At 68.7% G+C, this 15,288-nt stretch carries 14 protein-coding genes and 1 other RNA gene; 4 read left to right on the forward strand and 11 right to left on the reverse strand.

The genetic code is table 11. The annotated features are described in order from the left end of the window. Positions 1–6: 6 nt before the first annotated feature. Positions 7–522: a peptide deformylase gene (gene def, locus JOE48_RS21920; protein WP_210032876.1), complete on the reverse strand. Its 516-nt coding sequence runs from the start codon at positions 520–522 to the stop codon at positions 7–9. 104 nt (positions 523–626) lie between these two features. Next, positions 627–1,232, reverse strand: coding sequence for a recombination mediator RecR (recR, locus tag JOE48_RS21925; RefSeq protein WP_210032877.1), 606 nt, complete (start codon positions 1,230–1,232; stop codon positions 627–629). A gap of 403 nt (positions 1,233–1,635) precedes the next feature. Here recR and JOE48_RS21930 point away from each other — a divergent pair, with 403 nt between their 5' ends. Next, positions 1,636–3,255, forward strand: coding sequence for a phosphoenolpyruvate carboxykinase (locus JOE48_RS21930; RefSeq protein WP_210032878.1), 1,620 nt, complete (start codon positions 1,636–1,638; stop codon positions 3,253–3,255). A gap of 269 nt (positions 3,256–3,524) precedes the next feature. On the opposite strand, the gene JOE48_RS21935 is transcribed toward JOE48_RS21930, so the two are convergent. The 4 genes from JOE48_RS21935 to JOE48_RS21950 form a co-directional block, all read right to left on the reverse strand. Continuing rightward, complete coding sequence (locus tag JOE48_RS21935; protein WP_210032879.1) at positions 3,525–3,848, reverse strand: YbaB/EbfC family nucleoid-associated protein; 324 nt, start codon at positions 3,846–3,848, stop codon at positions 3,525–3,527. 82 nt (positions 3,849–3,930) lie between these two features. Then, complete coding sequence (locus JOE48_RS21940; protein WP_210032881.1) at positions 3,931–5,796, reverse strand: DNA polymerase III subunit gamma/tau; 1,866 nt, start codon at positions 5,794–5,796, stop codon at positions 3,931–3,933. A 36-nt stretch (positions 5,797–5,832) separates the two neighbouring features. After that, positions 5,833–5,931: signal recognition particle sRNA small type (ffs, locus tag JOE48_RS21945), an RNA gene on the reverse strand. 54 nt (positions 5,932–5,985) lie between these two features. Beyond that, positions 5,986–6,246 (reverse strand): PepSY domain-containing protein, encoded by a 261-nt coding sequence (locus JOE48_RS21950; protein ID WP_210032883.1) that lies wholly within the window; start codon positions 6,244–6,246, stop codon positions 5,986–5,988. A 146-nt stretch (positions 6,247–6,392) separates the two neighbouring features. On the opposite strand from JOE48_RS21950, the gene JOE48_RS21955 reads away from it, so the two are divergent. Together JOE48_RS21955 and JOE48_RS21960 are read left to right on the forward strand one after the other, a co-directional pair. Further along, a complete protein-coding gene (locus JOE48_RS21955; RefSeq protein WP_210032884.1) occupies positions 6,393–7,931 on the forward strand; it encodes a YifB family Mg chelatase-like AAA ATPase in 1,539 nt (512 codons plus the stop codon). After that, positions 7,928–9,688, forward strand: a complete 1,761-nt coding sequence (locus tag JOE48_RS21960; protein WP_245252916.1) for a bifunctional protein-serine/threonine kinase/phosphatase — start codon at positions 7,928–7,930, stop codon at positions 9,686–9,688. The genes JOE48_RS21955 and JOE48_RS21960 overlap by 4 nt, the downstream gene beginning before the upstream one ends. Before the next feature lie 13 nt (positions 9,689–9,701). On the opposite strand, the gene JOE48_RS21965 is transcribed toward JOE48_RS21960, so the two are convergent. From JOE48_RS21965 to JOE48_RS21985, 5 genes are all read right to left on the reverse strand, one after another. After that, positions 9,702–10,418: a glutathione S-transferase gene (locus JOE48_RS21965; protein WP_210032885.1), complete on the reverse strand. Its 717-nt coding sequence runs from the start codon at positions 10,416–10,418 to the stop codon at positions 9,702–9,704. 49 nt (positions 10,419–10,467) lie between these two features. After that, on the reverse strand, positions 10,468–10,917 hold the full coding sequence (locus JOE48_RS21970) for a hypothetical protein (RefSeq protein ID WP_210032886.1): 450 nt from the start codon (positions 10,915–10,917) through the stop codon (positions 10,468–10,470). 137 nt (positions 10,918–11,054) lie between these two features. Next, positions 11,055–11,429 (reverse strand): hypothetical protein, encoded by a 375-nt coding sequence (locus tag JOE48_RS21975; RefSeq protein ID WP_210032887.1) that lies wholly within the window; start codon positions 11,427–11,429, stop codon positions 11,055–11,057. 42 nt (positions 11,430–11,471) lie between these two features. Beyond that, positions 11,472–13,361 (reverse strand): methylmalonyl-CoA mutase family protein, encoded by a 1,890-nt coding sequence (locus JOE48_RS21980; RefSeq protein ID WP_210032888.1) that lies wholly within the window; start codon positions 13,359–13,361, stop codon positions 11,472–11,474. Between the two features lie 169 nt (positions 13,362–13,530). Beyond that, complete coding sequence (locus JOE48_RS21985; RefSeq protein ID WP_210032889.1) at positions 13,531–14,334, reverse strand: undecaprenyl-diphosphate phosphatase; 804 nt, start codon at positions 14,332–14,334, stop codon at positions 13,531–13,533. 255 nt (positions 14,335–14,589) lie between these two features. Here JOE48_RS21985 and JOE48_RS21990 point away from each other — a divergent pair, with 255 nt between their 5' ends. Further along, the gene (locus tag JOE48_RS21990) at positions 14,590–15,282 is read left to right on the forward strand and encodes a glutathione S-transferase family protein (RefSeq protein WP_210032890.1); all 693 of its coding nucleotides are present in this window, start codon (positions 14,590–14,592) and stop codon (positions 15,280–15,282) included. The last annotated feature ends 6 nt before the right edge of the window (positions 15,283–15,288 follow it).

The raw sequence follows: 15,288 nt of genomic DNA on the forward strand, positions 1-15,288 counted from the left end.
GCCGGGTCAGGCCGCGTCGCGCTTGGCCGCCTTGGCGAACTTCTTGATCACCCGGTCGCGCTTCAGCTTCGACAGGTGGTCGATGAACAGCACGCCGTTGAGGTGGTCAATCTCGTGCTGGATGCAGGTCGAGAGCAGACCGTCGGCCTCGATCTCCTGCTCCGTGCCATCGACGTCGCGGAACTTCACGCGCACCCAATCCGGCCGCTCGACCTCGGCGTAATAGTCGGGGATCGACAGGCAGCCCTCGTCGTAGACCCGCTTCTCTTCCGAGGACCAGACGATTTCGGGGTTGATGAACACCCGCGCGTCGCGGACGCCTTCCTCCTTCGACGTGTCGATCGTGACGACGCGCTTCGCCACGCCGATCTGGATTGCCGCGAGCCCGACGCCGGGGGCGTCGTACATCGTGTCGAACATGTCGGCGACGAGGGTGCGGATCTCGGCGGTGATTTGACCGACCGGTTCGGAATTCTGGCGCAGGACGGAATCGGGGAGGATGACGAGCGGACGGATGGTCATGGCGGAAACCGGCAGGGAAGGCGCCAGGACGGGTCCGGGCTCAGCGTCGAATAGGGTGCGGCCGTGGACCGGTCAAATACCGGTTCGCCGCCCGTCGCAGACCGTCAGAACGCCGTCCGGCTGCGGATCGCCGCCGACAGGGTGCCCTCGTCGAGATAGTCCAGCTCGCCGCCGACCGGCACGCCGTGGGCGAGCCGCGTGACCTTCGCGCCGCAATGCCGGATCGACTCGGTGACGTAATGGGCGGTGGTCTGGCCGTCGACGGTGGCGTTCAGCGCCAGGATCACCTCCGTCACCTCTGGCCGGGCCACGCGCTCCACGAGGCTCGCGAGGTTCAGATGCTCCGGCCGCACGCCGTCGAGCGCCGACAGGACGCCGCCGAGCACGTGATAGCGCGCCTTCACGGCCCCGGAGCGCTCAAGGGCCCACAGGTCGGACACGTCCTCGACCACCACGAGCGTCGTCGGGTCCCGCTCCGCGTCGCGGCAGATCGTGCACGGGTCCGAGGTGTCGACGTTCCCGCAGCTCGTGCACACGATGATGCGGTCGGCCGCCACCCGCATGGCGTCGGCGAGGGGCCCGAGCAGCGTGTCGCGCTTCTTGATGAGCTGGAGAGCGGCCCGCCGCGCCGAGCGGGGTCCGAGGCCCGGCATGCGGGCGAGAAGCTGGATCAGGCGCTCAATCTCGGGGCCGGCGACGGCTTGGGGCATCGTGCCTCTTGGGCGAGGAAGGGCTGAGGATTCGGACGGGCATAGACGCACCCTGGCCGCGCGCAAGGGTGCGAGCACGCAGGAGTGGTATATGGGTATTCCAGCGCCGCTGCGCCTGTGCCGATCTGCTGCACGACGCATGAAACGGCTTACAGACTTGGGTTCCTGAGTCCACGACTGTGGTCTAACCTGTTTGTCCACATTGCGGGCCTCTGATGGAGCCCATAATGACAGCGAAGCTTCGCCGCCTACTCGTTGCAGGGACGGCAGGCGGCCGGGAAACGGAGATCCTGCGCGCGGCGGACCTGTACGACCGCGCGGACGTCTCCCGGTCAGGTTCGGACGGCGGTGCCGTCCGGCTCAGTCGCGTCGACGGTCGAACAGGGGCCCGGGAGATACGCTCTTGACCAACATCGGTGATCACAACGCGGCCCATGGTGCTGAGGCGTCCGGCTTCCGCAACCTCAAGGCCGTCCACTGGAATTTCGAGGCTCCGCGCCTCTACGAGGAGGCGCTGTCCCGCAGGGAGGCGCAGCTCGCCCGCGGCGGCGCGCTTGTTGCCACCACCGGCAGTCATACCGGCCGCTCGCCCAAGGACAAGTTCGTAGTCCGCGACGCCACCACCGAGAGCGAGGTGTGGTGGGACAACAACGGCGCGATCACGCCGGAGCAGTTCGAGACCCTGCGGCAGGACTTCCTGAAGCACGCCGAAGGCAAGGAGCTGTTCGCCCAGGACCTCTACGGCGGTGCCGATCCGGCCTATCGGGTCAAGGCGCGGGTCTTCACCGAGTTCGCGTGGCACTCGCTGTTCATCCGCAACCTGCTGATCCGGCCGGACCGCTCGGAGATCGCGTCCTATGTGCCGGACATGACGATCATCGACCTGCCGAGCTTCCAGGCGGATCCCGCCCGGCACGGCTGCCGCTCGAAGACCGTCATCGCCATCGATTTCTCGAAGAAGCTCGTGCTGATCGGCGGCTCGGCCTACGCGGGCGAGATGAAGAAGTCGGTCTTCACCTACCTGAACTACATCCTGCCGGGTCAGGGCGTGATGCCGATGCACTGCTCGGCCAATGCGGCGCTCGATGCCGAGGGCGGCTCGGCGATCTTCTTCGGCCTGTCGGGCACCGGCAAGACGACGCTGTCGAACGACTCGTCCCGCCAGCTTCTGGGCGATGACGAGCACGGCTGGTCGAATGCGGGCATCTTCAACTTCGAGGGCGGCTGCTACGCCAAGACCATCCGGCTGTCGCGCAACGCCGAGCCGGAGATCTATGCCACCACCGAGCGCTTCGGCACGGTGATGGAGAACGTGGTGATCGACCCCATCACCCGCGCTCCGGATTTCGACGATTCCGCACTCACCGAGAACACCCGCTGCGCTTACCCGTTGGACTTCATCGCCAATGCCAGCGCCACCGGCCGGGCCGGCCATCCGAAGAACATCGTGATGCTGACCTGCGACGCCTTCGGGGTGATGCCGCCGATCGCCAAGCTCACCGGCGCCGAGGCGATGTACCACTTCCTCTCGGGCTACACCGCCAAGGTGGCCGGCACCGAGCGCGGCCTGACCGGGCCGGAGGCGACCTTCTCGACCTGCTTCGGCGCGCCGTTCATGCCGCGGCACCCGAGCACCTACGGCAACCTGCTGCGCGACCTCATCGCCAAGCACAGCGTCGATTGCTGGCTGGTCAATACCGGCTGGACCGGCGGTGGCGTCGGCACCGGCCGTCGCATGCCGATCCGCGTGACCCGGCGCCTGCTCGGCGCGGCGCTCGACGGCTCGCTGGCTCAGGCCGAGTTCCGCCGCGACCCGTATTTCGGCTTCGCGGTGCCGGTCTCGGTGCCGGGCGTCGAGCCGCACATTCTGACCCCAGTGAAGACCTGGGCCAACAAGGGTGCCTTCGTGGAGACGGCGGCGCGGCTGGTGAAGATGTTCGACGACAACTTCAAGCGGTTCGAGGCTCATGTCGACGCCGACGTGCGCGCCGCCGGACCGAGCGCACAGGCGATCGCCGCCTGAATACAAGATCGGGCGGCCGTCTAGGCCGCCCGTAATCGCCTGATCCGAGCGATCGTGTTCGACGGGTTCGCGTGGCATCGATCGAGAAGGGGCCGGACAGCCCGTCATTCCGGGGCGCCGTAGGCGAGCCCGGAATCCAGACCCACAGATGGTGCAAGTGTTTAACAGGTCGGCGGGTCTGGATCCCGGGCCCCGCTGCACGGCCCCGAGATGACGGAACGCGTCGATGACCGCCCGGCAGTGCGGAAGCCAGGCTGCCTCAGCAATCCCTAGAACGGCAGCTTCATGCCCGGCGGTAGCGGCAGGCCCTTGGTCAGTTCGGCCATGCGCTCCTGCATGGTCGCCTCGGCCTTGCCGCGGGCATCATTGCAGGCGGCCACGATCAGGTCCTCGAGGATCTCGCGCTCATCCTCCAGCATCAGGGATGGGTCGATGCTGACGCCCTTCATCTGACCCTTGGCCGTCATCGTAACCCGGACTGAGCCGCCGCCCGAGGCGCCGGTCACCTCGATGTCGTCCATCTCGGTTTGCAGGTTGGCCATCTTTTCCTGCATGGCCTGGGCCTGCTTCATGATGCCCATAAGGTCGCGCATGCGGCTGCCTTCCATTCGCTCGTCGTGATCTGATCTGGGGACTGGGTCGCCGCTTCGCTACGTTGCCGCGTGGCCGCTGTCCCTAGAAGTCGTCGTCCGCGGCCTCGTCAACCCGCGCTGCCTCGCCTTCGCCCAGGATCTCCGCCTCGCCGATAGGCAACGCCTCCGGCGCCGTCTCACGCACGTCAACGATTTCCGCGCCGGGGAAACGCGTCAACACTTCGCGCACGAACGGGTCGGCAGCGGCGTTCTCCAGGCGGGTTTCGGTCGCCGCCCTGGCCGCGGCATCGCGCGTCAGCGCGCCTTCTTCCTTCGAGAGGGCAACGACCCAGCGCCGTCCGGTCCAGCGCTCGATGGCCGCTGCGAGGTCGGTGGCAAGGCTTGGACGCCCGCCGGACGCGAGCCGGAATTCGATGCGGCCCTCCTCGAACCGCACAAGATGGATGTCCCGCTCCAGCGCCGTGCGGAGCAGGATGTCCCGGTTGGCATCCGCCAGAGCGATCAGATCCTCGAATCGGCCGAGCCGCGGCGTCGGCGGCGCCGCTGGTGCCGGCCGCGGAGCCGGGGCCGCCATCGCCGTCGGCATGACCGAGGGATTCGGCTGTGCCATGTCCGTTCGAGGTGACGCCGCGAGAGCCGCAGAGCCGCCGCCCCGCAGATCAGGGATCGGTGGGAGAGGCGGGCGCACCGACGGCGCGGGCGGATCGTCCTGGAGCGCGGCGGCCGCCTCGGACTTCAGCTGGCGCAGAGCCTCATCCGGCGTGGGCAGGTCGGCCGCGTAGGCGAGGCGCACGATCGCCATCTCGGCCGCCGCAAGCGGCCGGGGCGCAGCCTGGACCTCGGGGATCGCCTTCAGCAGGATCTGCCACGCCCGCGACAGCGCGCGGACCGAGAGCTTCTCGGCGAACTCAGCGCCGCGAACGCGTTCCGTCTCGCTCAGCGTCGGATCCGACGCGGTTTCCGGCACCACCTTCAGACGGGTCACGAGATGCGTGAAGGCCGCGAGATCCGAGAGCACCACCGACGGGTCCGCGCCGGAATCGTACTGCGCCCGCAATTCCGCAAAGGCCGCCGGCACGGATCCGCGCATCACCGCCTCGAACAGGTCGAGGATGCGGGCGCGATCGGCCAATCCGAGCATGTCGCGCACGCTTTGCGCGGTGACGGTCCCGGCGCCGTGGGCGATCGCCTGATCGAGCAGCGAGAGGGCATCGCGCACCGAGCCTTCCGCAGCGCGCACGATTGCGCCCAGCGCTTCGTCCTCGGCCTCGACGCGTTCGGCCGCGCAGACCTTGGCGAGATGGGCGTGCAGCGTCGGGGCCTCGACCCGGCGGAGATCGAACCGCTGGCAGCGCGACAGGATCGTCACCGGGACCTTGCGGATCTCAGTGGTGGCGAAGACGAACTTGGCGTGCGGGGGCGGTTCCTCGAGCGTCTTCAGGAAGGCGTTGAACGCCTTCTCAGACAGCATGTGGACCTCGTCGACGATGTAGACCTTGTAGCGCGCCGAGACCGGTCCATAGCAGATGCCGTCGATGATCGCCCGGACGTCGTCGATGCCGGTATGCGAGGCGGCATCCATCTCCAGCACGTCCATGTGCCGCGATTCCATGATCGCCGCGCAGTGGACGCCGAGTTCCGGCATCGACACGGTCGGCCCGGTATCGGGAATGCCGGCCCGGGCGTAGTTGAGGCCGCGGGCGAGGATGCGGGCTGTGGTGGTCTTGCCGACGCCGCGCACACCGGTGAGCATCCAAGCCTGGGGGATGCGGTTGGCCGCGAACCCGTTGGCCAGGGTCCGCACCATCGCATCCTGGCCGATCAGGTCGCCGAAATTCGTGGGGCGGTATTTTCGCGCGAGCACCCGGTAGGGCGTCACCGCGGCGGGGGGCGCTGCAAATCCGGGCAGGCCCGGCTCGTCGTCAGGCGTGCCGGTCGAAGCGTCCATGCCGTGTCAGAATCAAGCTGCCGCGCGCAGGGAATGAGGTGGGAGGCTGGACGAAGACCCGCTCGGTCTCGTTAGGGCTGCTTCCTTCCGGACCTGACCCGGTTGGCGAGTGAAACGTCCCTCGCCAACCCCCCGCCGGCTATATGGCCGGGCCTCGGCCTGAACGCAAGCGCTGCCGCTCGGTGGCGCCTACTCGGCCTTGCGCTTCACGATGGCCAAGGTCTTCGGGTCGAGCTTCAGGTCAAACTTCTTGCCGCTGGCATCGATCGCGTCATCGACCTCGATCATGCCATCGTCGAGCTCGATCTCGTCCCACTTGGTGAATCCTTCCTGCTTGAGCATCGCTTCCACCTTGGCCTGCTGGTCGGGTGGAAGCTTCTGGTCGGCTTCGGCAGCGGTCGCGAGGCCGATAGCGAAAGTCAGCGCGAGAAGTGGCGTGGCGAGGCGCAAGGCGGTCTCCAATCCATCACGAGTTGTCGGCTGTGAACAGGAATGCAGCAGAGGGGTTCCCGCGCGCCGCGGATCCTCTTGAGTCCCCTACAATTCTCCCGCAGATCTGGAGCGCCCGAGCCTGAGGCGTCGAGGATTCTTCACCTATGGTCATGCGCGTCGCCACCGTCGCCTTCGAGGGTATCGAGGCGCGGGCGGTCGACGTGCAGGTCCAGATCATCCCGGGCTCGGTGGTGTTCACGGTGGTAGGCCTGCCCGACAAGGCGGTGGCCGAATCCCGCGAGCGGGTGCGCGGTGCCTTGATCGCTTCGGGGCTGGCGCTTCCGGCCAAGCGCATAACCGTCAATCTCGCCCCTGCGGATCTGCCCAAGGAAGGCTCACATTACGACCTGCCGATCGCGCTGGGCGTCATGGCGGCCATCGGCGCGATCCCGGCGGATGCCCTCTCCGGCTACTGCGTCCTGGGCGAGCTCGCGCTCGACGGCAGCATCACCGCGGTCAACGGCGTGCTGCCGGCCGCCATCGCGGCGGGCGCGCGCGGCCTCGGACTGATCTGCCCGGCATCGACCGGACCGGAGGTGGCCTGGGCCGGCGGCGACCTCGACGTGCTCGCCCCCCGATCGTTGATCCAGCTCGCCAACCACTTCAAGGGCAGCCAGGTCATGGCGCGCCCGGAGCCCGCAATGGCCGGTCTGGCGGGACCCTTGCCGGACCTGATCGACATCAAGGGTCAGGAGGGGGCCAAGCGCGCCCTCGAAGTCGCCGCCGCGGGCGGGCACAATCTGCTGATGAACGGACCGCCCGGCTCGGGTAAGTCGATGCTCGCCGCCCGGCTGCCCTCGATCCTGCCGCCCCTCGGCCCCCGCGAGCTGCTCGACATCTCCATGGTCCAGTCGGTCGCGGGCGAACTGAAGGACGGCGCGCTCTCGAACCGTCGCCCGTTCCGCCAGCCGCACCATTCCGCCTCGATGGCCGCGCTGGTCGGCGGCGGCCTCGGCGCGCGCCCGGGCGAGGTCTCCCTGGCCCATGGCGGCGTGCTCTTCCTGGACGAGCTTCCCGAATTCGCCCCGCAGGTCCTCGACAGTCTGCGTCAGCCCATGGAGACCGGCGAGGTGATGATCGCCCGCGCCAATCACCGGGTCACCTATCCGGCCCGGTTCCAGCTCGTGGCCGCGATGAACCCGTGCCGCTGCGGCCAGGGTCTGGAGCCGGGCTACGCCTGCCGGCGAGGCCCGAATGACCGCTGCATGGCGCAGTATCAGGCGCGGATCTCGGGCCCGCTGCTCGACCGGATCGACCTGCGCATCGAGGTCCCGGCGGTGACGGCAGCCGACTTGATCCTCCCGCCGCCCGCGGAAGGTTCGGCCGAGGCCGCCGCCCGGGTCGCTGCGGCTCGCGCCCTTCAGAGCGCCCGCTATGCCGGCCGGGGCCTGTCGTCCGCCACCACCAACGCCACCTGCCCGGCGAACCTGATCGAGCAGGTCGCCAGCCCCGATGCCGACGGGACGGCGCTGATCCGGCAGGCGGCCGAGAGCATGCGGCTCTCCGCCCGTGGCTTCCACCGCACCCTCCGTCTCGCCCGGACGCTCGCCGATCTCGACGGCGAGACGCAGGTCCGCCGGCTGCATCTGGCGGAAGCCCTCTCGTATCGCGGTCGCGGCGACGGCACGGCGGTCGCGGCTTGAGTGCGGCCATCAGCAATCCGGGTTCGGATCTGACCGTCTCGATCGGGCAGCACAGCACGGCCGGCCGCAAGGACGCCAACCAGGATTTTCACGGCGCCCTCGTGCCGCAGCAACCGGCGCTCGGCCTGAAAGGCATCGCCGTGGCGCTTGCCGACGGGATCAGCAGCAGCGCGGCGGGGGCTGCGGCGAGCGAGACCGCAATCAAGAGCTTCCTCAGCGACTACTACGCCACCCCTGACACGTGGTCGGTGAAGAATTCCGCCCAGAAGGTGATCGCGGCCGCGAACTCCTGGCTCCACGCCCAGACCCGGCGCGGCCTGGATCCGAACGATGCCGACCGCGGCTACGTCACGACCTTCGATGTCCTGATCCTGAAGTCGCGCACCGCGCATCTCTTCCACGCCGGCGACGCCCGGATCTGGCGTGTGGCGGGACGATCCCTCGAGCAGCTCACCGAGGACCACCGCGTCATCGTCTCCGCGGCGGAATCCTATCTCGGTCGCGCTCTGGGCGTGAACGGCCGGGTCGAGATCGATTACCATACGCTCAGCATCGACGCGGGCGACACTTTCGTGCTCACCACGGACGGCGTCCACGAGCATGTCACGCCGCGCGATATGGTCTCGGCGATCACGTCTTCGGAGAACCTCGATGTCGCCGCCCAAGCCATCGTCGAGGCGGCTCTCTCTGCCGGCAGTACGGACAACCTGACGATCCAGATCGTTCGGGTCGACTCGGTGCCGGCGGGTGAAGCCGTCGATCTGCTCGAGGATGTTCAGGGACTCGATCCCGCCCCCCTGCTCGACCCGCCTTCCGAGTTCGATGGTTACCGCCTCCTGCGCACGCTCCATTCCGGTCCTCGGAGCCGCGTCTACCTCGCGGCGGATCTGGAGACCGGGGCGCACGTCGCCTTGAAGGTCCTGTCGCTGGACCTGCGCGACGATCCCGCTCAGCGCAAACGGTTCGTCATGGAGGAGTGGATCGCCCGCCGGATCGACAATCCGCATGTCCTCCAGGCCCATCCGCAGAACCGGCGCCGCAGTCACCTCTACACGGTGATGCGCTACGTCGAGGGTCAGACCCTGACGCAGTGGATGCGCGATCACGCCGTGCCCGAGCTCGAGGCCGTCCGGGGCCTCATCGAGCAGCTCGCGAAGGGGGTCCAGGCGTTCCACCGGCGGGAGATGGTCCATCAGGACCTGCGGCCCGACAACGTCCTGATCGACGCATCGGGGACCGTTCAGGTCATCGACTTCGGTGCTACGAAGGTTGCCGGCGTCGTCGAGGGCGATCCGCGGATCGACCCGGCCGAGATCCTCGGCACGGTGCAGTACACGGCGCCGGAATGCTTCCTGGGCGTGCCGTCGACGGCCGGCTCCGACGTGTTCGCGGTTGGGGTCATGGCCTACCAGATGCTTACCGGCCGGCTTCCCTACGGCGATGCGGTGCCGCGCGCACGTACGCCGGCGGCGCAGCGCCGGCTGCGCTACGTCTCAGCCTTGGCGACGCGCCCGCTGCTGCCGGTCTGGGTCGATGGCGCTCTGCGGAAGGCGGTTCATCCGAATCCGGTCCGGCGCTATCAGGCCCTCTCGGAGTTCATCCAGGATCTCCGGTATCCCAACCCGGCCTTCGCGGACGGGAGGCGGACATCGTTGCTGGAGCGGGATCCGCTGCTGTTCTGGCGTCTTCTGTCGCTGACGCTGGGGATCGTGGCGCTGACGCTCGCCGGCATCCTCGTCGCCCATCCGCCCCGGTGAGGGCGCCGCCCTGTCAGGCGTCCAGTTCGGGATAATGGCGGAAGACACCGTCCTCGCTGAACGGGATCCGCCTCTCGCTCGCCAGATAGGCCGCGATCCGCGGTCGCTGCGCCACGGCGTCGTGGAGGCGCACGACCCGAGGTGTGTCGCGCAAGGCCGCGCCCGCCGCTTTCGGGAAGGCGTAGCGCAATCCCTCGACAAGCTGGAACAGCGACAGATCCGCGTAGGACAGATCGGAGCCGACCAGCCGGCCGCCATTGGCCGTCAGCACGCGCTCGAAGTAGCGGAGGAATTTCGGGATGCGCTCTTCGCGGAAGCCCTTGGCCCGGCGCAGGGCTTCGGGCTTCTGCTCGGCATAATACAGGCCGACACCGACCGGATGGTGGGAGTCGTGCGCCTCGTCTACGGCGTCCGCGATGGTGAGCTGAAGCTGGTGCGTCCAGATGCGGTCGCGCTCCGATGCGCCGACGAGGCCGAGACGCGGACCGAGATAGAGCAGGATCGCGGACGTCTGAGCGACGAACACGTCCCCGTCGCGCAGGAACGGCGGTGCGAATGGCGGGCGGGGGTTCTCCGGATCGGAGAGGCGGCCCTGCATCGGCTCGATGCCGCCGGCCTCGTCGTCCTGCCGGGCGACGTCAACGTAATCGGCCCCGGCGTCTTCCAGGGAGAGGCGGACGAACTCGCCGCGGCCCTGGATCATCGGCCAATAATGAAGCTCGTAAGCCATGGCCGCCTCATCGTTGGTGAAGACGGGACCCGACGATGCCGCTTCCGCGTCAGTTGCCGGCTGCGGCGTCTTCGGCGGTCGCCTTCTCGGCGGGGGGCTCGGCACTGGCGACGGCCTTGTGGGCCAGCATCGGCTGAAGCCGCTCGGCGAGTTGCTGATCGAGATGCGTGGCGTAGGCACCCTTGAAGTACCGCTCCCCGGTCTTGGCACCGTAGAGCCGATCATGCGCCTTGATCATCGCGGCGACTTCCGGGCGGCAGAGGAAGCCGGTGATGCCGACGGCCTCGTACCAGCGGCCCGCCCGTGCCTCGGCGGTCGCCTTCGGGTTCGACAGCACCGTATCGGCGAAGCACTCGGTGGCGGCCTGCCGCAGCGGCGCCAGCACCTTCTCGGCCTCGGCCGCGTTCACTGCCGGGGCCGCGGGCTGCCGGTGCGGGCGCGCCTGCGCCGTCGAGACGAGAGCGAGGACGGTGAGAGTGGCGAGGATCGAAGACTTCATGCGGGCGGCCTCGTCGGGTGTCCGAACCACGTTCAGCATTCCCTCATGATTGCGTCGGGAACGGGGCTGATCCGTCAGTCGGCGTGCCCGATTCCGGGCAAGATCCAGACCGTTTTGCGACGGCTTCCGACCGAGGCTCAGCCTCGGCGTTCGGCGTTCCAGCGTCCCCGGCATGCGAGGGATCCGGAGGCGACCCAGCTCCCGGCGCCGAACCCGTTCGCGCCGAGGCGTCCGCTGACAACGGCCGTGGCCATCCCGTTCGAGATCGAGCCCCGGACGGCGCCGTTTCCGGCGACTCTCCCCTGAACCGTGAAGGCTGCGCCGATGAAGCGAGCCCGGCCGTCCTCGATCCGGACTGGGTAGCGGTAGGCCCTGTCGCACGTGCCCGCCTCGGTGATGATCTCGACGCTCCACGTGCCGTCGAACCGGTTCGGGATCGGCGCCCTGTGCGGTGCGGCCGTGGCGGGAAGCGCGCAGGCGACGATCAGGGCGGCGGCGATCAGGCGCGTCATGCGACTTCGGTCCGGGGAAAGATCACGAGATCCGGTGACGGGTCAGGTCGCCGGCTGCTCGGCCGGCGCGCGCATCGCTGTGCGCAGCGCCGCATCGAGCAGGGCGAGGAGGTCGCAGCCGGCATGCAGGAAGGCCTGCACACCCGCCTGTTTCAGCGGCTCGCTGAGGTCGGCGGGCTTGCCGGCGAGGTACACCGTTCCGGCACCGGCCCGCGTCAGCGCCTCCGCGGTCGCGACGGCGCGCTCCGCGTAGATCGCGTCGGTCGAGCAGATGCAGACGAGCGCGGCCCCCGAATCGCGGAAGGCCGCCGCGAGCGCGTCCGTGTCGGCAAAGCCGTCGTTCGACAGGGCCTCGATGCCGCCCGCCGCGAAGGCGTTGGACGCGAAGGTCGCCCGCGCGTTGAAGGCGGCCACCGGACCGAGATTGGCGAGGAAGATTGCCGGCCGGCGCCCCGTCTTGGCGCGATAGGCATCGGAGGCGTCGCGCAGCGCTTCGTAGGGTTCTGCGAGGCGCTGGGAGGGCAGGGCGTCGCACGCAACCGCAGAGCCCGAGCCGAAATTCGACCCTTGCGGTGCGCTGACCGGCGCCACGTCGAGCACGGCAACAGGCTTCTCGGCGAGGTTCGGAAACTCGCTGGCTCCGGTCAGAGCCTCACGCCGCGTCGCGACCGCCTTGGCCCGCGCGTCCCGGGTGAGCTCAATCCGCCGTTGCAGCTTGCCGACGCTGAGCGAGGCGACGATCCCGCCCTCGGCCTCAATGGCCTGGAACGCCGCCCAGCCGGCCTCGGCGAGCTGGCCGGTGAGCGCCTCGAAGCCGCCGGCGCCCGCAGCCGGATCGCCGACCCGGGCGAGATGTGATTCCTCGATCAGGACGATCTGGCAGTTGCGGCCGACGCGCCGGGCGAAGGCATCGGGCATGCCCAGCGCCTGCGTATAGGGCAGGACCGCAACGCTGTCGGCACCGCCCATCCCGGCGGCCGCCGCCGCCATGCCGGTGCGCAGGATATTCACGAAGGGATCGCGCTTCGTCATCATCCGCCACGCGGTCTCCGCGTGAACCCGGAGCGGCTTCGGCTCGAGGCCGCAGGCCTGCTCGACCCGCGCCCAGAGGCGCCGCACGGCGCGGAACTTCGCGACCGTCACGAACTCGTCGGCGTCGGCCGTCAGGAGCACCGCGATACGGTCGCGGGCGCTGTCGAGGTCGTGGCCGGCGGCTTCCTGCGCGCGCAGGTAGGTTACGGCGGTCGCCAGGACGGCGCCGAGCTCGGCGGCTTCTCCGGCTCCGGCCTCGTGGTAGGGCCGTCCGTCGGCCAGGAAGGCCCGCCCGCGGAAACCCGCGGCGCTCAGTTCCGCGACGGTCTCGGCCAGGCGCGGCGCGATCTCGCTCCAGACTGCGCCGAGGCTGCCTGTGGCGGCCAGGACGCCGACGGGATCGATGCCCAGATCGAGATCGTAGGTCGAAAGATCCTCGCCCCGGCGCTCCGCCAGGGCCTTCACGAGATGGGCGATCTCGAGCCCCCGGCCGCCGGCATCGACGCGCAGGGCGATCAGCGGCAGCATCACGCCCTTGAGGACCGCATCGAGATCCTCGACGGTCGCCGCGGTCAGGCCGTAACCCCGGGCGCCGGGCGCGCCCGCGAAGGTCAGGACGAGGGCGTCAGCTCCGCCCTCAAGGTCAGTCATCGCCTGCGCGTTGGCGGCGGCGATGTCCGGATGATCGACGCGCTGCACGATCCGCCACGGGCCGGGCCCGCGGACCGGCTGGGCTGCCGGCTCGGCCGGCCCGTAGAGCGGCTCGATCCGCAGGCCGTCTGCCGTCCGGGATACGAGACGCTTCTCGAAATCGGCGCCTTTCAGCACACCCTCGACGAGGCCGAGCCAGCGCGCCCGGTCGGCGGGCTCGAAGAGGTCGGCGAGCGGTGTGTCTTCCATCGGAGCGTCCCAAGGCGCGGCGTCTGCCGCGCCGCTCTCATGGGATTGCCTCGCATGCCGTTCCGCCGGAGGCAATCGCCCGAAGGTTTAGGAAACCTCAAGCCGCGGGTGACCGAATTTTGACCGCTCGAGACGCGTCCCGTCCGAAGCCGCCGCGACCGCCTACGGGTCAGCCGAAGATGATCAGCCCCGCGAAGCCGAGCGCACCGACGATGATCCGCCACCACGCGAACAGCCAGAAGCCGTGCCGGGACACGTAGTCGAGCAACACCCGCACGACGAACAGCGCCGAGATGAACGACACGATGAAGCCGATCACGATCAGGCCGACATCGTTGCTCGACAGGTATTTGTAGTTGTCGAGCAGGTCCTTGGCGAAGGCACCCGCCATCGTCGGCATCGCCAGGTAGAAGGAGAATTCGGTGGCCGAGCGCTTGTCGGCGCCCATCAGCATCGCGCCCACGATCGTGGCGCCCGAACGCGACACGCCGGGGATCATCGCAAGGCACTGGAAGATGCCGATCTTCAGGTCCATCGGCAGCGAGAAATCATAGACGTCGGTCTTCTTCACGCGCAGGTCGGTGTCGTCGATGACGAGCAGCACGAGGCCGCCGGCCACCAGGGTCGCGCACACGATCCACGGGTTGAACAGGTACGCCTTGATCATCTTCGAGAAGAGGCCGCCGATGATCGCCGCCGGCAGGAAGGCCACGAGGATTCCGAGCACGAAGCGGCGCGCCTTCGGATCGTTGGGAAGGGCGGTGGCGATGCCCAGCAGCCGCCGGAAATAGACTGCCAGGATGGCCAGGATAGCGCCAAGCTGGATCAAGACCTCGAAGGTGTTGTTGGGCGAGTGGAAGCCGATGAAGTGGCCGACGAGCAGCTGATGACCGGTGGAGGAGACCGGAATGAACTCCGTCGCGCCCTCAACCAGGGCGAGCAGGACTGCCTTGCCGATGCTTGCCGGATCCATCGCGAAGCCTTGTGCCGCGGGCGCGCGTCGACCCGTGCCGGGAACGCCGCGAACCACCTGAATAGTTGTGCCGGAGGCTTCGCCGATCAGGGTTGACGGGCGGTTACCGGAGCCGGCTGCGCGTGTTAAGGGCTCCGCAACGGTCGGGCAATAACGCTCGGTCCGAAGTCCTGCGCGCCGAAGATCCGCGCTGCAGGACCCTCGACGAGCGCGGGACCGGCCGCGCTGGCAGACCGAACGTCCCGCACGGCCTCGATGGCAACCCTCTACCACTTCCCCTTCTGCGCGAATTCCCGGTTCATCCGTCTCGTGCTCGCCGAGATGGGCATGGAGCCGACGCTGTTCGAAGAACGGCCTTGGGAGCGGCGCGACGATTTCCTGCTGATCAACCCGGCGGGCGTGACGCCCGTGCTGCTGGAGCAGACCGGTCTGGTGATCCCCGGCGCGGGCGTGATCGCGGAGTATCTCGACGAGACGCGCGGGCTCGGTCTCTCGGGGCGGCGGATGCTGCCGGAGGACACCGTCGAACGCGTCGAGGTGCGGCGCCTCCTCGACTGGTTCCTGGTCAAGTTCGAATCCGAGGTCACGGCCTATCTGGTGAACGAGAAAATCTCGAAGCGCTTCATGTCGGCCCACGAGGGCGGCGGCCCGCCCGACATGAATGCGATTCGGGCCGCGCGCAGCAACGTGCGCTATCACCTCAAGTACATCGGCTACCTGATTGCGCGCCGCCGATGGATCGCTGGCGACAACCTGACCTATGCCGATCTGGCGGCGGCCGCGCATCTCTCGTGCGTCGACTATCTGGGCGACGTGCCCTGGGACGAAGACGAGATGGCGCGAAACTGGTATGCGCGGATCAAGTCGCGGCCCTCGTTCCGCGGCCTGCTCGCCGACCGGGTGCCCGGCATGGCGCCGGCCGCCCATTACGCGGATCTGGATTTCTGAGCCACC

It is taken from the genome of Methylobacterium sp. PvR107 (assembly GCF_017833295.1).
In the GTDB taxonomy this organism is placed as follows: domain Bacteria; phylum Pseudomonadota; class Alphaproteobacteria; order Rhizobiales; family Beijerinckiaceae; genus Methylobacterium.